A 19,618-nucleotide genomic window follows, 5' to 3' on the forward strand; every position below is an offset into this window, starting at 1 on the left:
CAACATGCATGCACAGTCTGATTTTTGCTGTTTTGTTGTAATTTGAGCTTTTTATACAGTCTGCAGGGGAAAGGAGATGTCTTATGGCAAAAGTGCTTATTATCGGCGCAGGGGGCGTTGGCTCCGTTGCTGCGCACAAGTGCGCTCAGGCTCCTGAGGTTTTTTCTGAAATCGTGCTGGCCAGCCGTACTGTTTCCAAGTGCGACGCCATTGCCGATTCCATCCGGCAGCGTACCGGCCGCACCATCGAAACTGCTCAGGTGGACGCGGATAACGTGCCCGAAATGGTGCAGCTGATTAACAGCGTAAAGCCTGATCTGGTAGTGAACCTTGCTCTGCCGTATCAGGACCTGCCCATTATGGACGCCTGCCTTGAAACCGGCGTCAACTATCTGGACACCGCCAACTACGAACCGCTGGACACCGCCAAGTTTGAGTACAAATGGCAGTGGGAGTATCAGGACCGTTTTAAAGAAAAAGGGCTGCTGGCTCTTCTCGGCAGCGGCTTTGACCCCGGTGTGACCAACGTGTTTGCCGCTCATGCTGTAAAGCATCATTTTGACGAGATTCATGTTCTCGACATTATCGACTGCAACGCAGGCGACCACGGCTATCCTTTTGCCACCAACTTTAACCCTGAAATCAATATCCGCGAAGTAACCGCCAAGGGCCGTTACTGGGAGCGCGGCGAATGGGTGGAAACTGATCCTCTTTCGTGGAGCATGAATTACGACTTCCCCGAGGGCATTGGAAAGAAAAAATGCTTCCTTATGTATCACGAAGAGCTTGAGTCGCTGGTGCTTAACATTCCCGGCATCAAGCGTGCCCGCTTCTGGATGACGTTCTCCGACAACTACCTCAATCACCTGAAGGTGCTTGAGAATGTCGGCATGACCCGCATTGATCCTGTGCAGTACAACGGGCAGGACATCGTGCCGCTGCAGTTCCTTAAAGAACTGCTGCCCGATCCGGCTTCGCTGGGGCCCCGTACCAAGGGCAAAACCTGCATCGGCAACGTGATGCACGGCATCAAGGACGGTAAGGAAAAGAGCCTGTACGTATACAACGTGTGCGATCACGAAGAATGCTACCGCGAGGTAGGCTCTCAGGCTATTTCGTACACCACCGGCGTACCCGCCATGATCGGTGCCATGATGATGGTGACCGGCAAGTGGCAGGGCAAGGGCGTGTTCAACATGGAACAGCTTGATCCTGATCCGTTCATGGAAGAGCTCAACAAGCGTGGTTTGCCGTGGAAAGAGGTTATCTTGAAAGGTTAGGCATTGAGAAAGTGCCCTCGCCCTGCTTTGTAGTGGATGAGGGCCTTCTCGGCCGCAACCTTGCTGTTCTGGACGAGGTTCAGCAGCGTACCGGAGCCAAGGTGCTGCTGGCGTTGAAAGGCTTTGCCATGTTCAGCGTGTTTCCGCTGCTGCGCACTGTACTGCACGGTGCCTGCGCCAGTTCGCCGCATGAAGCGCGCCTTGCGCGTGAAGAGTTCGGGCGTGAGGTGCATGCCTTTGCTGCTGCATATTCAGATGAGGACATGCAGGACATTCTGCAGTATGCAGATCATGTTGTGTTCAATTCGTTTGCACAGTTGGCCCGCTTCAGGCCGATGGTAAAAGCCTGTCCTCGTCATGTAAGTATGGGAATCCGCGTTAACCCCGAACATTCGGAAGGGGCGGTCCCCATTTATGACCCGTGTTCCGCAGGCTCGCGCCTTGGTGTACGCCTGCGCGAGTTTGAGGCTGCACTGGCAGATGACCCCCACGCGCTTGATGATGTGGAAGGCTTGCATTTTCATACGCTGTGCCAGCATAATGCTGATGCGTTGGCACGCACCCTTGCCGAGGTGGAAAAGCGTTTCGGTAAGTGGATGCACGGCATGAAGTGGATCAACATGGGCGGTGGCCATCACATAACCCGCAAGGATTATGACGTGGATACGCTGTGTCGGTGTGCTGTGCATGTGCGTGATACATACGGTGTGCAGGTGTATCTGGAGCCCGGTGAAGCCGTGGCTCTGGATACGGGCATTCTGGTGGCTTCGGTGCTGGATGTGGTCCAGGCCGACATGCCCGTTGCCATTCTGGATGCTTCTGCTGCCTGCCATATGCCGGACGTGCTGGAAATGCCTTACAGGCCGCATGTCATTGGCTCCGGCCTGCGCGGGGAAAAAGCACATTCGTACCGTTTTGCAGGCAAGTCCTGTCTGGCAGGCGATGTTATCGGCGAATACTCGTTTGATGCGCCTCTGAAGGCGGGCGACCGTGTGGCGTTTACGGACATGGCCATTTATTCCATGGTGAAAACAAATACCTTTAACGGATTGCAGCTGCCTGCCATTGCACGGTATCTGCCCGATACAGGTGAAATAATCGTAGAACGTACCTTCGGGTACGAAGACTTCAGGAACCGGCTGTCTTAACCTATTGTTGCGGAGTTTACATGACGTTGTGCGAACACGATGAGCGTTTTTTGGAATCCGAGCTGGAGCCTGTGGCCCCGCAGGATGCGCGGTTTCATATCATACCCGCCGGATTCGAGGCCTCTGTTTCGTATGGCGGTGGTACGCGCCGCGGGCCTGCCGGAATCCTGAAGGCATCTCAGCAGCTGGAAGTATGGGACGGCCTTTCCAACTCTTCGCGACTGGGGCTGTTCACACATTGCCCTGTGGATTGTGATGAAGACGCAACGATTGTGCTGGAACGTATCGAGGTGGCAGTTCAGGCTGCGCTGGATGTTTCTGCCGAAAATCCGCCTGTCCCTGTGCTGCTGGGTGGTGAACATACGGTCACGCTGGGGGCTTTGCGGGCCTTGCATAAGCGGTTCGGCAAATTCGGCGTGGTGCAGTTTGACGCACACGCGGACCTGCGTGACGAGTATGAAGGCTCGCCCTACAGCCATGCCAGCGTTATGCACCGGGCTCTTGACCTGGGGCTTCCTCTGGTTCAGGTGGGCGTGCGCGCCTGTTGCGAGGCTGAAGTGGCCGTACGCGGTAAATACGGCGTGATCCACTGGGATGCGCGCGATCTTGCCCGCAACGGTTTGCCGCAGAGCATTCTGCCGCCGGACTTCCCAGAAAATGTCTATGTGACGTTTGACGTGGACGGCCTTGATCCTTCGGTTATCCGTGCCACGGGAACCCCTGTGCCGGGCGGTACCAGCTGGTGGGATGCTCAGCATATGCTGGAGCAGGCCATGCGGGGCCGTCGTGTGTTGGGCATGGATGTTGTGGAGCTTGCGCCTGACCTTGGCGATATTGCGTCGGACTTTGCCGCAGCCCAGCTTGTGTACAACATGATGGGTATGGTGCAACGGCTTGCCAAATAACGTGGTAAAAATAGTCTGGTGTAACAATCCGGCGACAGGCGATTGAAAAGCTACCCGTCGAAAAATATAACGCCCCCGCTCTGCAATGCAGAGCGGGGGCGTTTTTTGTGTTGTGTCTGAATACCATGTCGGGATGCAGCCTTCAGGATTGTCCGTCTGCGCAGGGCCGCTTTTCCCTTTGCCGCTACGTGTATCAGGGGGACAGCGTTATTCCGGCTAGTTGGCAGAATCTCAGGCCAGATTTTCCGGCTCAGACTCTTTGGGCAGGTTCACCAGCGGGCTATACGGCCTCTTCCACTTCGGCACCAAGCTCTGCCAGAGAGAATAAGCGTTCTGCATCCAGCAACATGACAAAAGCATTGTCGTGGCGGGCGATGCCTTTGATGTATTCCGGTCGTATGGCTGTTCCCATGCGCGGAGCCGGTTCGATATGGTCGGGCATGATGTCTACCACTTCGCGCACACCATCTGCCAGTGCGCCGACGATAGCCAGCTCATCGTCGAATTGTACTTCGACAATGATGATGCACGTATCCACGGTATCTTGTACCGCAGCCATGCCGAACTTGCGGCGCAGGTCTATTACCGGTACGGCGTGGCCGCGCAGGTTGATGACGCCACGCATGAAGTCGGGAGTTCTAGGAATGCGCGTGATGTGCGGCAGTTCCAGAACTTCGCGGATGGAATCGATAGTCAGTGCAAACAGTTCATCATCCAGCACAAAGGTAAAGTACTGGTTGGATTGCAGGGCAGTGGTGTCTTCAGTCATGGAGGTGTCCTGTGTTGTTATTGCAGGGTGTGGCCATGTTGCACCAAGTGTGCGCACTCCCTGTTACAGTCTGCTTTCTGCAATGATGCCGCACTTCTCATGCGGGTGCAAGAGGCTGATTACCAGCCCCCGCCGCCCCCGCCGCCGCCGCCGGAGCCGCTGCCTCCGCCGCTGCCGCCACCGGAACCGCTGCGGAAGCCGCCGGAAGAACCGGAGGCCGTGGACTCCGGCATGCTGCTGGCAACAGATGCACCGATGCTGCTGCCAAGCGCTGCACCCAGTCCGACTTCATGCATACCCCGTTCGGAAAAGCCTCTGTCGTACCAGTGCACACCATAGTTGGTGCTGTCTTCGCCGCGTAGTTGCATGGCAGCTTTAAAGCTGTTTTCCCATTCGCGTTCCACGCCGAAGGCCATGGCAAAAGGCAGATAGGCCTCAAAACGTTCTTTCGTTATTTCCGGTTGATCTTCCATTTCCAGTCGCTGCTGTTCGGTAAGTGACAGAAACTGCTTGAATCCTTTCAACTCGTTAACCAACGTGATTCCTTTTTCTGTGAACGCAGGCATCAGTTTGCGGAAAACCGTGAGCAACACGGCGTTCCACAGTACAAGAGCCATCCCGATGTTTGCTTCGGGGTGGAGATTGAACGAACTGAAAAAGACCAGCGCGATGCTGAAAAAGATCAGTGAAAACACTAAGCCGGGGATGCTGAAGCGTTTGCTGAGGATTTTGTAGGGAACCACAACTGCCATTAGTAAGGCTACGCAGGAAGCTAGACCCATCATAAAGCCTTCTGCTTCTCCTCTGAAAATCAGCGGCACGCTGCCTGCCATGGCGATGAGGCTTGTCAGTACACCTACCGCAAGCTTTGAGGTATTGCGAACGCGTATTTCAGGGCCGTCGAAGTGCTCTTTTATCGCTTCAAGCAATGCCGTTGCCGCGGCAGAAAGGGTAGACTGGTTATGGCTGCTCAGCCGCAGGGTATTGCCTGTTTTGAACAGCGTTTCCAGCACCGGCTGATTTGCTGCGATCTTTGAAGGTTTGCCGGTTGCGTGTAGAACATGTTTCTTCTTTTCGCTCTCAATGGTCAGGCAACCTTCTGCCGCAAGATGCACAATGCTGAGCATGAGCGAACGTGTACGGGACATGGGCGCAGTCTGCAGCAGATTACCGGCGGATGCGGCATCCATTCCCGCAGGTGGTTCATAGCGGGGGATGACTACCGGCCCGCGGGGGTCGCGTCCGGAGGTGTGCCAGAACCATAAAAAGACCAGCAGCGGCAACAGCTGCAGGGCGATTCCGGCAAAGAAGAACTTGTTGTCAGCCCAGATGGCGGCAAATCCTTGCGGTCCGGTAAGGCCGTCAGGGGGAGCCAGACGGGTGAATACCGTAAATCCTTCTCTGGGGGCCAGTGAGCGGGTAGTGGCAAAGCTCGCTTTTGAGGCATCGAACGAACTGGTAAACATTTTGCCGTGTTCGCCCAGACCGCCTGTAGCACCTTCGGCGGAAAGGACACTGACACCTGCGGGGGCAACGATGGTGCAGGTGGCTTTATCAATGATGAAATCCCAGTAGTTGCCGGTCACATTCCATGCCAGCAACGCATCCTTTTCTCCCTCCGGCACCCCGATCTGCTTATCCAGAGTGTATGTGATCTGGTAGGTGTGAATCCCGTGGGCAAGCAATCTATCACCGGAGCCGATGCGTATGCGCATGATGTGCTTTTGCTGCTGGACTGAATACGGTTCCGGCTTGCCATCGCGCAGGACGCTTTGCACTGTAAGGGTATGATAACGCCGCAGCCCCATACCAAGCTTGTAGCGTACAGGAATATCACGGAATATCCCGCGCCGGATTTTTTCTCCAAGTACGTTGACCTTGATGGTTTCACGCACGGATAAAAGCCCGTCCGGCTGAATATTGACAGTGGAATCGAAAAGCAGAATGCGTTCGGTGTTTTTTGTCGGCTGCAGAGCATGGGCAGGGGCACCATACATATGCAGCAGACCGCAAAGCAGAAGCAGTATGGCTATGCCGCGCAGACAAAGCGCAAAGCCGCTCTGTGGCTTGAGAGTGTGAGACATTAATAAATCCGGGTAAGTATATTTATACCTGTGGGCAGTATAATAAATGGTTACAAACGGTAGTCGTTATTTTGGGAGAATAGAAAAAACAGCGTACAAAGCTGTATTCCTTTTCGGCTAAGCCGTTGCTGACGGAAAAGGCCGGACCGCACATCCGTTCTCTTACCGTACCTGAGCAGCAGTTAGAACTTCACCTCAGGCACGGCACGTTCTGCGGCATCTTCCAGCTCAAAGTACTCTGCACGGGTAAAGTTGAACATTCCCGCAATAATGTTGGAAGGAAAGCTGTCCACTGCAACGTTCATCTGGCGTACTGTGCCGTTGTAGTAGCGGCGCGCATTCTGGATGTCGTTTTCCAGCGTGGCAAGCTGGTCCTGTAGCTGTCTGAACCCAGCATCCGCCTTCAGTTCGGGGTAACTTTCAGAAAGAGCAAACAACTTACCCAGAGCCTGCCCGAGAAAGCTTTCCGCCATGGCTGCTTCCTGTGGCCCACCTGCTTCCATGCATCTGCTTCTTGCTTCGGTCACCTGCGTCAGCGTTTGCTTTTCGTGGCTTGCGTATCCCTGAACCGTGGACACAAGGTTGGGGATAAGGTCATGGCGGCGCTTGAGTTGAACATCAATGCCGCTCCATGCTTCTTCAATCATGGCTTTGAACCGGACAAACCGATTGTACAGCATGATGGCCCAAAGCAGCAGCAACGCTGCGACAGCTGCAATTCCTATAAAAAAATACATGTTAGTTGCTCCGTAATGCATTGGTAATACTTTTATATACTTGGTATGCCGGAGGCACGCGGCCTGTCACCGATGTAGTCTCTGGCGGAAAAAGCGCAGGCTAACGCCATTAAAGTCGGGCTTTGTGATAGCAGAAAAGCTGTACAGGACGCCAGAATTTACTTTTATTTTGTATGTTGAGGAAAGTGCGCTGCTTGAGCACGTTGATGCAGGTGTTTCAGTTTATGGCATGCCGTACTGTGCAGCCTGATGCGTGTATTTTACGTATAATACTGGGTGCTAACCCGCAAAAAATACTGAGACTATGTGAAAAATTTAATTAGTTCTGTGATATCATGTGGTTGAGCGAACACACAGCAGTTAACATGCCGGTAAGACAGGGTAAAGTGCCTGATTGCTAAGTTGCAGGCTTAGTCTCGGCGGGTACTTTCCAAAAGCGGTAAAATGGTCTAAGCAAATTCAGCCGGCTAATATCGTTCGCAGAATCGTATAGTTAATGGTTCAACTTACATGTTGAGGAAGGTGTCCATTGCCAAGGAGATACGTTCCCACAGTGGTGGTTGTTGGAATTTTGGCGGCAATTGCGGCTTTTGGCTATCTTAGCCCTACGCAGTCGCAGGCCGAACCCATGCGTATCCTTTTCGACAACTCGGGCGGAAAGGTGATTTTTGACCACAAAACGCATGCGGAAAATTACGGCATTGAATGCCAGACCTGCCACCACGAAAGCGAGACGGCCAAGCCTGACCCCATGGCATGCGGGGACTGCCATGGTGTGGCCATCACGGAAGAGTTCCGCACAGAGCACGTGAAATCTTACTCGGATGAAGCATGTGTGACTTGTCACCATGTTGAGTTCAGTGGCACAGACTGGAGCCACGAAGAACACACCGAGTATGATGACTGCACCGCGTGCCACCACACTCCGGATATCGAGCCCGAGCCGATGGCTTGCTCCAACTGTCATCAGGCAGAAGGTGACGAAGCTATGCCCGGTCTGCGTGATTCCGTTCACCTGCGCTGTCAGTCCTGTCATGCCGACATGTTCGAGGAAAAGCTGGAAGGTTGCGGTAGCTGCCATACCAGTGTTGATCAGCGCCAAGCCTTGAAAAGCGGAACCCTGGACAAGTCCTTCAGCGACTGTGCCTCGTGTCATTACGAGGAAAAAGTGGATGAGCTTATTCCTAACAGAATGGGCGCGTACCACGGACAGTGCATGGGATGTCATGAAGAGGTCAAAGCTGGCCCCTTTGAAAAGAGTCAATGCAACCAGTGCCATTTCCGGTGATGCTTATGAGTACTACTCCCTTTGCTCTTACCTGTGGCGACAGGAACGCATTCCTTCAAGGCCCTGAGCCTGCTGAAGTGCGCGTACCCCTTAGTGGTCACGGTCTTAAAACCGTGAAGAAAAAAGCCCAAGTCCATCCCGGAATGCTGGTGGCAGACCACCCCAACGACAAACGCGGTGAGGCGCACAGCCCCATCTGCGGAGTTGTTGCCGAGGTGAACGCAGACTGTGTGGTTATTGCCGCACAGGCCCCCGCAGAGCCGGCCGAAGGCGAAGAGCCTGCCAAGACGCAAGCTGAAGCGCTGGAATTATCCTCGCTTGAAAAAGACGGGCTGAAAGCAGCCCTGAAAAGCCTCGGACTGGACCTGCGAACCTATCTGCGCAGGGCTGAAACCCTTATAATCAACGGCCTGAACCCTGAACCCGGAATATTCTGGGCTGAAGGGATGCTGGAAAATCACAAGTCCACACTTGAAAAAGGACTTGAGCTTTTAAAGGTGCTTTCTCCGGCCGGCAAAGTTATTCTTGCAGCGCACAATGCGGGCATAAGCCTTGCGGGTGCCAGTACCACGGCCGTTGCGCCGGTGTACCCCAACAGCGTTGACCGCCTGCTCATCGCCGCCGTTACCGGCAGCGAAAATGCAAAAGGCGTGCACGTGGTGGGGCTGCATGATCTCTTTATTCTAGGACGTACCGGTGAAACCGGACTGCCTGTTACCGAAACTGTAATGACCGTGCAGGGCAAAAACTACGTGGTCAAAGTAGGCACCACCATTAAAGATATGCTTGAGCATGCCGGTGTTGCCGTGGGTGATAACGACCGTGTGGTCCTTGGCGGGCCCATGCGCGGAAAAAGCGTAAGCCGCCTTGATTGCGGTATCGGTAAACAGGATACGGCGCTGTTTGTGGTGCCCGATTCCGCATTTCCGCCAGTAGCGGATGCTGCCTGCATCAACTGCGGCGAATGTATTCTGCGGTGCCCCGCGCGCATCAGACCCAACATGCTGGGCCGCTACAGCGAGTTCCGCATGTACGACAAGTGCAAGGACGAATACATCGACTCCTGTGTCGAATGCGGCCTGTGTGCTTACTGGTGCGTGGCAAGACGTCCCGTCCTCCAGCTTATCCAGCTGGCAAAACATCAAATCGTGCTTCAGGAACAGCAGGTGACTGCCTGCTCCCTGCAGGGCGAATCCTAGATAGGGGGTACAGCAAATGGCAAAAGAAGCATTGGCCAAAGCCCCGTTTCTTGCCGTAGGGGCCGCGCCGCACTGGCATTGCGGCCGCACCATCCACGGCATGATGCGCGACTATCTGATCGCCTTGATACCTGCGGTGCTGATGGCTGTATACATATACGGCCTTGATGCTCTGCGGGTGATGGCACTTTCATGCGTTACCGCCGTGGTTGTAGAGGCTCTCAGCCTGAAAGCCATGGAACGCGAAGTGACGGTAGACGATCACAGCGCCTTGTTGCAGGGCCTGTTGTTTGCGTTTTTGCTGCCGGCAGCCGCCCCGTGGTGGCTGGTTATCATGGGCAGCTCGTTCACTATTCTGCTTGGCCGTCTGGTGTTCGGCGGGCTGGGTGCAAACCCCGTATGCGCGCCGGTTGTGGGCTGGGCCATTCTGGCCGTTTCGTGGAAGATCGATATGGATATCGATGCCACCATGCTCAACACCATGCTGGTCAACCCGCTTACCCAGCTTAAGTACTTCGGTGTCTGGAAGATTGCAGATATCGATTACGGCAGCTTGCTTGCCGGTCAGCAGCTGGGCGCTCTCGGTTCCTCTCAGGTAGGTGCACTGCTTCTGGGCGCTATCTACCTGCTGGTAAGGCGCACCGTGCGCTGGCAGATTCCGGCAGGCTTCCTTGCCGGTGTGCTGCTTGTTTCCGGCATCTTCTATGCCATCGACAGCACCCTGTACGCGTCGCCTTTGTTCCACCTGCTTACCGGTAGTGTTGTGTTCGGCGCATTCTTCCTTGCCACGGACACCTCTTCATCTCCGGTGGGTAAGGTCTCCATGATCATCTTCGGCCTGCTGGCCGGTGGCATGGTGGTTATCATCAGGGTGTACGGCATGTATCCCGACGGTGTGCCTTTTGCCATTCTGCTGGCAAACATGACCATGCCGCTTCTGGACATGATTCGTCCCAAGCCCTTCGGAGCGAGGTAAGCCATGCGTGAAATCATCAAAATGATCGTGGTGCTTTCCACAATATGCATTATCTCAGGCTTTGCCCTGTCTTCTCTTAAAAACATGACGGCCCCCCAGATCGAACTGCAGGTTCTTACCTATGTTCAGGGACCGGCCATCAAAGATGTACTGACCGGCTACGACAATGACCCCATTGCCGACCGCAAGAAGTTTACCGACCCTGAAACCGGCGCGGAAATCAACGTGTTTCCTGCCAAAAAGGGCGGCAAGCTGTTTGCCGTTGCCCTTGAAAATTTCGGGGCTGGTTACGGCGGCGATATCGGCGTAATGGTGGGCTTTGACATAGAGAACGATGTTCTTACCGGCATCGGCGTTACCACAATGAAGGAAACCCCCGGCCTTGGCACTGTCATTGCCGAAGATTCCTACACCTCGAAGTTCGTGGGGCAGGGCCTTGATCTGGGGCCCAAGAACCAGGGCGGCGAGATTGATGTGATTTCCGGTGCCACGTTCTCAAGCCTTGGTTGCATCGTTGCGGTGCAGAAAGCCTCTGCCGTGTACAAGTCGTTGAAAAACGACATAGTGACCGGCTTTAACTAGGCGAGATCAACCCGACGCAATTTGCGCTGCCGCACATGTTGCGCAGCGCGATTAAGGAGAAAACAATGGCCAGCATGTGGAAAGAGTTCAGCAAAGGCCTGTGGAGGGAGATACCGCCATTCAGGCTGCTTCTGGGGCTGTGTCCGGTGCTTGCGGTTACCAAGTCGGCTAACAACGGCTTTGGTATGGGCATGGCGGTTATCTTCGTGCTCTTTTTGTCCAACGTAATTATCTCTTCGGTTCGTCATCTGATTCCTAAAAAGGTGCGAATCGCGTGTTATATCGCCATCGCGGCTTCGCTGGTTGTATCCATCGAGCTGCTGATGCAGGCGTATGCCTATCCGCTGTATCAACAGCTGGGCATCTTTGTTCCGCTTATTGTTGTTAACTGCATTATTCTGGGCCGTGCAGAAGCATTTGCAGGGAAAAACCCCGTGCATCTGGCCGCTGCAGACGGTCTGGGTATCGGCATAGGTTTCTGCCTGTCGCTTACGTTCCTCGGCTCTCTGCGTGAAATGCTGGGAACAGGTACCATCTTCGGCCATCAGGTGATGTGGGAAGGCTTCAAGCCGCTTACATTCATGATTGAAGCGCCGGGTGCGTTCCTTTCGCTGGGGCTGGTGCTTGGCGCCATGAACCTGCTGAACATCGTTCAGGCCAGACGCAAGGGTGAACCCGCACCCGAGAACCCGACCCCCGGCTGCGAATCTTGTCGCGGCTGCGCCGCAGGTCACAGGTAAGGGAGGCTTACAATGGATTATTTCCTGCTTCTGATCTCGGCGATATTTGTTAACAACATCGTTCTTGCCCAGTACCTTGGGCAGTGCCCTTATCTGGGCTGCTCCAAGGAAAAGGGCGTCAGCCTTGGTATGGGCGGCGCAGTTATCTTTGTTATGATGCTGGCTACCCCCATTACATGGCTGCTGCAGAAGTATGTGCTCAACCCGCTTGATCTCAACTACCTGCAGACGATCATGTTCATTCTGGTTATTGCATCCCTTGTGCAGCTGGTTGAAATGTTTTTGAAGAAAATGGTACCCCCGCTTTACAGCTCGCTGGGTATCTTTTTGCCGCTCATTACAACCAACTGCGCCGTGCTTGGTGTTGCAATCCTTGTTCAGCGCAAGGAATTCGACCTCGGCACGTCGGTCTTCTATTCGTTTGCAGCGGGTCTTGGCTTTATGCTGGCGCTGGTTCTGCTTGCAGGGCTGCGCGAGCGCATGGAGATTACCCGCGTACCACGTGCACTTGCCGGAGTTCCGGTAGGTCTGGTTATGGCAGGACTCATGTCTCTGGCGTTCATGGCGTTCCAGGGCATGATCTCCTAGGGAAGTACCGGAACAAGGACAAGCCCTTTCCGTGGCGTAGCCTGAAACGGAAAGGATAACAGACAAGGACAGCAATATGGTCGTAACATCCGTGCTTTCCCTGCTGGCACTCGGGTTTGTCGCAGCATGCGTGCTGGCAGCCGCTTCCCGGGTATTTTATGTAGAGGAAGATCCGAGAGTCGAAGCCGTTATGGATGCTCTGCCGGGCGCCAACTGCGGCGGCTGCGGTTTTGCGGGCTGCGAAGCATACGCTCAGGCGGTGCTGGCAGACCCCTCCGTAAGTGCCGGTTTGTGTTGTGCAGGCGGACCTGAAATTTCGGTTAAGGTTGGTGAGCTTTCCGGCAAATCTGCCGGAGATGCCGAGCCGACGGTATCTTTCCGTCGGTGTGTAAAAGATGAAGGCAAAGTGGCTGAGCGCTACGGGTATCAGGGTTTTGCTTCCTGTGCCGCGGCCCATATGCTGGAAGACGGCCCGGATGCGTGTCGTTTTTCGTGTATCGGCTTTGGTGACTGCGTGCGTGGATGCCCCTTTGACGCCATGTATATTGAAAATGGTCTCGTGCAGATTGACGAAGAGAAATGCACAAGCTGCGGCGCGTGTATCCGTCTTTGCCCGCGTGATATTCTGGAACTTATACCGCGTCGTGCCCGTGTGATGGTGTACTGCTCTACGCAGGACAAGATGAAAGCCGTCATGAACGTGTGCGAAGCAGGCTGCATCAACTGCGCAAAATGCGTGAAAAAATGCCCTGCAAACGCCATTACGCAGGAAGGCGGCAAGATCATGATCGATCAGAAAGCCTGTCTTGCATACGGTCCGGAATGCGGCGAAGCCTGCGTAGAGGCTTGCCCGCGTAACATTCTGCGGCACACCTGCGCCACAGCTAAGGTAAAGCTGGCCGAAATAAAGGCGGCAGAGCCTGTGCAGGAAGAGGCCTCCGCGTAACAGCGGCAACAGGTTCGAAACCGCGCCTACGGGCGTGTGAGATACTTGGAGTCAATCCATGGAAAATAATACCGCATCCAGAAGACAGTTTCTCCAGACATGCGGTCTGCTTGGCCTTTCCGTGGCAGCAGGAGGCGTTCTGCCCGCAGTGGCAGAGGCTGCACGTTTTGACGGAAAAGAACATAGCATTACGCAGACCCGCCTGCAGATGGGCACTCTGGTGACACTGACCGCGGTGCACCCGTCCCGCGCAAAGGCTGAAGAAGCCCTTGGCCGTGCGTTTGAAGAAATCGACAGGCTCAGCCTGATCTTCAGCCGTTACGACAGCTCGACACCTGTCTCGGTGCTGAACCGTGACGGTCGCGTTTCGGGTATCAATCCCGAGCTGGCAGAAGTTATGAACCGCGCTTTGCGCTTCGGCAGTCTGACGGATGATGCATTCAACATTACAGTAAAGCCTGTTGTTGATTTGTTCCGTCAGAAGCAGAACCTGAAAGGCGAAATGCGCCTTTCGGAAGATGAGTTCCATCAGGCAATCAACCTTGTTGACGCGAAGGGGGTAGCCCTTGGTCGTGACAGCATCCGCCTGCAGCGTGAAGGCATGGGCGTAACGTTGGACGGCATTGCGAAGGGCTACATTGTGGATAAAGCATCCGCAGTGCTCAGTGCGCATGGTGTGAACAGACATATGATCAATGCCGGTGGCGACATCCGTACCAGCGGTGGCAAGGCTGAAGGCAAACCGTGGGTTGTGGCGATTCAGGACCCTGCTAAAAAGCGGAATTATCCTGCAACCATCTCCATGTACGATGGAGCCATTGCCACATCCGGCGGATATGAAGTCTTTTACGATCGTCAGCGTATGTATAGTCATCTTGTCAGCCCGCAGACAGGCAACAGCCCCCATAGCGTGTTGAGTGTTTCTGTGACCGCTCCTACGGTGATGGAGGCTGACACTCTGGCTACTGCCGTATACATTATGCAGGCCCGCAAAGGCTTGCAGTTTATCGACAGCCTGACCAATCGTGAATGCCTTGTGCTGGGACGTAACGGTGCCGCATACGCTTCGCGCCATTGGGGCAAAGCGTAAAACGCAGCGGTTGACAACGTTTGCCGCCTTCATGGGCAGATAACGTCAACTCTACGGTAAAATTCGGCCCGGCCGCTTTTGTGGTCGGGCTTTTTTTGTGGGCAGTATTACATAGAATTGGCTGACCGGCTTAGTTGCTACAGGCAGAGCAGGCTGAAAAACTCAACGTCTGTACAGACACTGAAAAATGGTGTGCCGAAAGATGTGATGGCTGGTCGGGAAGGCTTGGGTGCCAGCGGTAAGGGTGGCAAAACTGAAAAGCTGCAATGTCCAGATGGAGGGCACGGGGATACCTTTCGGATTTTAGGTGAAAAGGGTGTCCGTTGTGTTCCTCGGGCAGGCTTTTTGAGTATGCTGTTGCTGAACTCAGGGGGGCTGGGATTTTTGTATTTATGCAGACAGCATGATTGTACATAAGGTGTGTTGTAGCGGATTGCATGCTGTGCTATGTTGAATGTGATTTATGAATACTGATATCCGGCTGTTATCGTAATATGTCTAATTGCCAGCACGCCGGTACTGAATCACAAAGCTGTAATGTCAGTCATTGCAGGGAGGTTAGTATGGCCTTTAAAAAAATCCTTCTGGCTGTGGACGGTTCCAGTAATTCCCGCTTTGCCATGCGGCATGCCATAAGCCTGGCTCGTTGCAGCGGTGGCAGTATTGTTCTGATGCATTGCTATGGCGAAGTGCCTACTTTGATAGGCGGTCACGCACGTAACGAAATTACTGACGTACTGAAGAAAAACGCAGACGAAATTCTGGAAGTCTATCGCGAAGAGCTGAATCGCGAGGGTATCGCGTTTACTGAATGCCTGATGCACGGCAAACCCAGTGATTGCGTGATTGAAGCATCAGAAAACGAGAAGTGCGACGTCATTGTGATGGGGTCACGTGGGCTGAGTGACCTTGCCGGTATGCTGCTGGGCAGTGTTGCGCACCGCGTCCTTTCCATGTCCGGTGTGCCGGTGCTTATTTCGAGGTAGTTGGCATTGCTTTGTACTTTTTCACGGCCCCACGGGGCCGTTTTTTATTTCTGCGACTGTGGACTTTCTTTTTTCTAGCCGATACGTAGGGATAGTCTCATACTTCCCCAAGGTCACGGTATGATGCTTCTGATTTTTCCTTATCTTGGACTTGAGAGCGTGAATTTATTATTTTTTCGGAGATGCCTGCTGAGAACGTCTGGAGTTGATTGATGGACATCATGCTACTGAGCGGCTTGCTTGTTTTTTTGAACTTGTGTGTTTCGCTGGTTGCGGCAGGTCACGCCCTGTTGAATAAGCGTGACCCTCGTGCTGCATTAGGATGGGTGGCTGTTTGCCTGACTTTTCCCATAGCGGGGCCGATTCTGTATTTTGTTTTTGGCATTAATCGTGTTCGCAGCAAGGCTGAGCAGCTTCATGAAGAAAAAAAAACAGACGAAGCTGCAACCCGTGGCAAGTTGCATGGCGGCACGCATCCTTTTCTGCCACCGGGGTCCATGGATGACTACCTGATCGCACCCATTTACAGAGAACTGCAGCGGCCCGGGCTGGCTGTATCCGGTATGCCGCTGGTTGGCGGCAATGACGTGCTGATACTGCATAATGGCGAACAAGCGTACCCGAGAATGCTGGAAGCCATAGAAAGTGCGGAAGATTCGTTGTTTCTTACAACGTATATATTTGAGACCGGCGCAATTGGCCGTCAGTTTATTGATGCTCTTGCTGCCGCGGCTGCACGGGGTGTGGACGTGCGGGTGCTGATCGACGGCGTGGGAGAACTGTATGCTTTTCCGCGGGCAAGTAGTTTACTTAAAAAACGCGGAGTGCGTGTCGCACGCTTTCTGCCGCCGCGCCTTCTGCCGCCTCAGCTCAGCGTAAACCTGCGTAACCACCGTAAAGTGCTGGTTGCTGACGGGCAGATAGGATTTACCGGCGGTATGAATATCGGCCGTCGCCATATGGTGCAAAATCTGCAAAACAAGCGAAGAACCGCAGACATGCACTTCGGTTTTTCCGGTCCGGTGGTTGCTCAGCTGCAGGAGGCCTTTCTGGATGACTGGGGCTTTACCACCGGCGAATACACATTGCCTCGCAGAGTCACAGAAGAACCGTGCGGAGATACGTTGTGCCGTGTGGTAAAAGGCGGTCCCGGACAGGATATTGACAGGCTGTCCGCCCTGATGATGGGTGTTATCAGCAGTGCCGGCAGAACTGTGCGGATTATGACTCCGTACTTTCTTCCTTCAAGCGACCTTGTCAGTGCGTTGCAGGCTGCTGCACTCCGCGGGGTTCGCGTAGATGTGATTCTGCCGGAAAAAAACAACCTGCCTGCGGTCCACTGGGCTACGCGTAATCTGCTGTGGCAGCTTTTGCGCTTCGGCATTCACATTCATTATCAGCCCCCGCCATTTGCCCATACCAAAATGTTGCTGATCGACGGAAGTTATGCGCAGATAGGCTCGGCTAATATTGATCCGCGCAGTCTGCGGCTTAACTTTGAGCTTAATATGGAGATTTTTGATACTTCAGTCGTACGCCAGCTTACACGCCACTTTGATGCGGCGCGCCGTTGTTCGTATGTAGTTACCAGAGAGGAACTTGACCGGAGGTCGCTGCCGGTTCGGATGCGTGACGCAATGTGCTGGTTGTTTACGCCATATTTATAACACCTGAAAATGAAATGTCGCATTTGCAGGGTGTTGCGAAATTCGGTTCAAATCCGTTGTTGACAAAGGCGGTGGAGGGATTACATCAAACCTTTAGCGGGGCTTATCAATAGTTTTTCTTAATTGTGACGACCCGAAATATTCGCTGCCACACACAGCCTTATGCATCAGATATTTTCTTTTTTCTCGCATACCGGGCGCCGACGCATGTCGGTCAGCCGTTTGTGTTCATTGCTTGCCGCCTGCGCCAGTCTTCTGGTTGTCATGCTGTTGCCTGAAGATGCACTGGCGTGGGGACCGGGTGTGCATATGGCCTGTTCTGACTGGCTGTTTGGCAACCTTTCGCTTTTGCCTTCTACTGTGGCTGCAGCTATCAGCACATACGAGGCTGCCTTCCGTTATGGTGCGCTGAGTGCCGATATTTTCATCGGTAAAGGCTGTGCGGTTACACCGGGACACAGTCACAACTGGGAAACAGCGCATACTCTGCTGAAAAAGGCGGACAGTCCGCGGCTGCAGGCGTACGCATATGGGTACATGTCGCACCTTGCTGCTGATACGGTTGCCCATAACCATTATGTGCCTAATTGTATGCATGTTACGGGCGGCAGCAAGTTGAGCCACGTGTATGTAGAGATGCTGGCAGACAGCCTGTTACCTTCCAGCAGAGGGACAGCAGCTGCACTGTACCGTCTGGGTACAAAAGACGCAGACAGTGTGCTGCAAGCTGCCGTTACACCGCAGCGTGTTCCTTTTTTTCTGAAAAAGCAGATTTTTATGGGCAGTGTCGCTCTTGCCGGCAACAGCCAGTGGCGGCGTTCTGTCAAACTGGTGGACAAAGTGCTGCCTTCAAACGTTGATGCCATTTACTTTGGTGAGATGCTCAATGTTTCGCTCAAGGCAATCGTCGATGTGTTCTGGGCTCCGTTCGGGTCTGTTGTCACTGCCATTGACCCTATCGGGGAACACAATCTTGCGACCGTACGCAAGCAAAGCAGGCGTAAAACTTCTCCTCGTATTCTGTTCGGAACACTTGCCCGTTCACTGCGGGGCAAGCAGGTTGAAGCGCGGCTTACGGAAGATCATTGTCTGTTTCCCCTTGATCCGCGACTTGCGGCGCTTACTCTGCCGGACGAAAAGGCCGCGTAGGGCGCACATATTTATTCAAGACAAGAGGCCTGTGGAAATCCGCAGGCTTTTTTTTGAGCCTTCAGCTGAGTAATGCCGTCTTTGTTTCGCAGGGGTGACTTTATGATATATGGCGCAAAGCTAAGCTGTTAAATGGCAGGTCTGTCTGGATTTATGCGCTTTGCAGTATTGCCGCCTTGCCCGTTGCGTCCCCAAAGTGTACCACTCTGTAGCCGGCTGATTGTGCTATGTGATTTGACTACAGGAGCTGACGATGAAGCTTCCCATTCAGGTGATTGTAAAATACTGCGACCCTTCCACTGGCGGAGAAGGAGTGGCGTATCGTTTTTGCCAGTATCTGAAGGCGAATGATGTGCCCTTTGTCATGGTGTGCGGGCGGAACAAAGATCCGCAAGGCCCTTTGTCAGAGAATGTTGTTACACTGGGTATGCTTCGTCCTACCAGGCTGTTAAAATACGCTTCCTTTTTCTATCGCGCGGAACAGTATATAGCGCAGCACAAAGGACTTCCTTTTTCTTTTGAATACGTGCGTGGCGCTGCCATCGTGCGGCAGACAGGTGTGCATGCTACGTTTTTACAACGTTCGCTTGAGGGACTTCCTGAAGATGTAAGGAGGCGCAAATCCCGAAGCAGAACATGGAATTTGTATAACACCTATGTGCCGTTACAGGAGCGGCGCGTACTTTCCTCTCCGGCATTAAGACGTATTCTGGTTCCGTCTGAAATGACCCGTGACGAAGTATGTGAAAGTTATCCTGAACATTGCAGCAAAGTTGCAGTGATCCACAACGGTGTGAACAAACAGCGTTTTGCTCCTGCTACATTGCAGCAGCGCAAATCAGCGCGGGAGCGCTTCTGGCCGGATGCGGCAGACAAGCGCATAGTGGGGTTTGCCGGTAATATTTTTATGCGCAAAGGGCTTGCCCACTGCATAGGCAGCTTACGCATGCTGCCGGAAGATGTTGTACTGTTAGTTGCCGGTGGGGATAATGCCGAACCGTATCTTCAACAAGCCCGCTTGCTGAATGTTGACCGTCGGATACGTTTTGCCGGCAGTGTCAGTGACATGCCTGTTTTTTTTCATGCGCTTGATGCGTTTTGCCTGCCTACACGATATGACCCCTTCGGACTGGTTATTGCAGAGGCTGTTGCTGCAGGAATCCCTGTGGTGGCTTCCGCGCAGGCTGGCAGTGCAGAGATTATCCGTGCCGGTGTTTCCGGCGTTGTTTGCCCGCAACTTGATGATGCCGCTATTGCAAAAGCCATAGAAGAGGCGTTGTCATTACCGCATGAAGGCATTGAAGAAACTGCCATAGACGAGCATGACATGTTTGCTCAGTATCTGGCGTTGGCAGAGTCTGTGCGCGGCTAATTATCTGCTGCAAGATTAGTACATCGGATGTTCTAAAAGTATGCATTGCCTTCTGGCTGGATTAATTTCACGTGGTTGATTACGGGCAGGTGCTTGCCGTCATCGTGTTTGG

Annotated in this window: 18 protein-coding genes; 15 read left to right on the forward strand and 3 right to left on the reverse strand. The window is 53.7% G+C overall.

Annotated features, from left to right (window positions below; genetic code table 11):
- Nucleotides 1–83: 83 nt before the first annotated feature.
- From ACK5LI_RS11060 to speB, 3 genes are read left to right on the forward strand one after another with little or no spacing between them, the layout of a single operon-like run.
- Nucleotides 84–1,280 carry a saccharopine dehydrogenase C-terminal domain-containing protein gene (locus tag ACK5LI_RS11060; protein ID WP_416949231.1) on the forward strand — a complete coding sequence of 399 codons (1,197 nt, stop codon included), beginning with the start codon at nt 84–86 and terminating at the stop codon, nt 1,278–1,280.
- Nucleotides 1,253–2,428 carry a carboxynorspermidine decarboxylase gene (gene nspC, locus ACK5LI_RS11065; protein ID WP_416949233.1) on the forward strand — a complete coding sequence of 392 codons (1,176 nt, stop codon included), beginning with the start codon at nt 1,253–1,255 and terminating at the stop codon, nt 2,426–2,428. The genes ACK5LI_RS11060 and nspC overlap by 28 nt, the downstream gene beginning before the upstream one ends.
- A 20-nt stretch (nt 2,429–2,448) precedes the next feature.
- Nucleotides 2,449–3,333, forward strand: coding sequence for an agmatinase (gene speB / locus ACK5LI_RS11070; RefSeq protein WP_416949235.1), 885 nt, complete (start codon nt 2,449–2,451; stop codon nt 3,331–3,333).
- Nucleotides 3,334–3,613: 280 nt separating this feature from the next.
- On the opposite strand, the gene ACK5LI_RS11075 is transcribed toward speB, so the two are convergent.
- The 3 genes from ACK5LI_RS11075 to ACK5LI_RS11085 form a co-directional block, all read right to left on the reverse strand.
- Complete coding sequence (locus ACK5LI_RS11075; RefSeq protein ID WP_416949237.1) at nt 3,614–4,102, reverse strand: chemotaxis protein CheW; 489 nt, start codon at nt 4,100–4,102, stop codon at nt 3,614–3,616.
- 119 nt (nt 4,103–4,221) lie between these two features.
- Nucleotides 4,222–6,186, reverse strand: coding sequence for a DUF2207 domain-containing protein (locus ACK5LI_RS11080; RefSeq protein ID WP_416949239.1), 1,965 nt, complete (start codon nt 6,184–6,186; stop codon nt 4,222–4,224).
- A 182-nt stretch (nt 6,187–6,368) separates the two neighbouring features.
- Nucleotides 6,369–6,923: a LemA family protein gene (locus ACK5LI_RS11085; RefSeq protein ID WP_416949241.1), complete on the reverse strand. Its 555-nt coding sequence runs from the start codon at nt 6,921–6,923 to the stop codon at nt 6,369–6,371.
- A 529-nt stretch (nt 6,924–7,452) separates the two neighbouring features.
- Here ACK5LI_RS11085 and ACK5LI_RS11090 point away from each other — a divergent pair.
- From ACK5LI_RS11090 to ACK5LI_RS11145, 12 genes are all read left to right on the forward strand, one after another.
- A complete protein-coding gene (locus tag ACK5LI_RS11090) occupies nt 7,453–8,211 on the forward strand; it encodes a cytochrome c3 family protein (protein ID WP_416949243.1) in 759 nt (252 codons plus the stop codon).
- Nucleotides 8,212–8,216: 5 nt separating this feature from the next.
- Entirely contained in the window at nt 8,217–9,410 is a 1,194-nt protein-coding gene (locus tag ACK5LI_RS11095; protein WP_416949245.1) for an NADH:quinone oxidoreductase subunit RnfC, read from the forward strand.
- Nucleotides 9,411–9,426: 16 nt separating this feature from the next.
- Entirely contained in the window at nt 9,427–10,386 is a 960-nt protein-coding gene (locus ACK5LI_RS11100; protein WP_416949247.1) for an RnfABCDGE type electron transport complex subunit D, read from the forward strand.
- A gap of 3 nt (nt 10,387–10,389) precedes the next feature.
- The gene (rnfG, locus tag ACK5LI_RS11105; protein WP_416949249.1) at nt 10,390–10,968 is read left to right on the forward strand and encodes an RnfABCDGE type electron transport complex subunit G; all 579 of its coding nucleotides are present in this window, start codon (nt 10,390–10,392) and stop codon (nt 10,966–10,968) included.
- Between the two features lie 65 nt (nt 10,969–11,033).
- Nucleotides 11,034–11,708 (forward strand): electron transport complex subunit RsxE, encoded by a 675-nt coding sequence (gene rsxE, locus ACK5LI_RS11110; protein ID WP_416949252.1) that lies wholly within the window; start codon nt 11,034–11,036, stop codon nt 11,706–11,708.
- A gap of 12 nt (nt 11,709–11,720) precedes the next feature.
- A complete protein-coding gene (locus tag ACK5LI_RS11115; RefSeq protein WP_416949254.1) occupies nt 11,721–12,296 on the forward strand; it encodes an electron transport complex protein RnfA in 576 nt (191 codons plus the stop codon).
- Nucleotides 12,297–12,372: 76 nt separating this feature from the next.
- Nucleotides 12,373–13,242, forward strand: coding sequence for an RnfABCDGE type electron transport complex subunit B (rnfB, locus tag ACK5LI_RS11120; protein ID WP_416949256.1), 870 nt, complete (start codon nt 12,373–12,375; stop codon nt 13,240–13,242).
- A gap of 58 nt (nt 13,243–13,300) precedes the next feature.
- Entirely contained in the window at nt 13,301–14,332 is a 1,032-nt protein-coding gene (locus ACK5LI_RS11125) for an FAD:protein FMN transferase (RefSeq protein ID WP_416949258.1), read from the forward strand.
- A gap of 563 nt (nt 14,333–14,895) precedes the next feature.
- On the forward strand, nt 14,896–15,318 hold the full coding sequence (locus ACK5LI_RS11130) for a universal stress protein (RefSeq protein WP_416949260.1): 423 nt from the start codon (nt 14,896–14,898) through the stop codon (nt 15,316–15,318).
- A 212-nt stretch (nt 15,319–15,530) separates the two neighbouring features.
- Nucleotides 15,531–16,985 (forward strand): cardiolipin synthase, encoded by a 1,455-nt coding sequence (cls, locus tag ACK5LI_RS11135; protein WP_416949262.1) that lies wholly within the window; start codon nt 15,531–15,533, stop codon nt 16,983–16,985.
- Nucleotides 16,986–17,192: 207 nt separating this feature from the next.
- Nucleotides 17,193–18,134 carry a zinc dependent phospholipase C family protein gene (locus ACK5LI_RS11140; RefSeq protein ID WP_416949265.1) on the forward strand — a complete coding sequence of 314 codons (942 nt, stop codon included), beginning with the start codon at nt 17,193–17,195 and terminating at the stop codon, nt 18,132–18,134.
- Nucleotides 18,135–18,387: 253 nt separating this feature from the next.
- Nucleotides 18,388–19,506 (forward strand): glycosyltransferase, encoded by a 1,119-nt coding sequence (locus tag ACK5LI_RS11145; protein ID WP_416949267.1) that lies wholly within the window; start codon nt 18,388–18,390, stop codon nt 19,504–19,506.
- The last annotated feature ends 112 nt before the right edge of the window (nt 19,507–19,618 follow it).

Origin of the sequence: Oleidesulfovibrio sp. (assembly GCF_047973035.1) — a bacterium.
GTDB lineage: Bacteria > Desulfobacterota > Desulfovibrionia > Desulfovibrionales > Desulfovibrionaceae > Oleidesulfovibrio.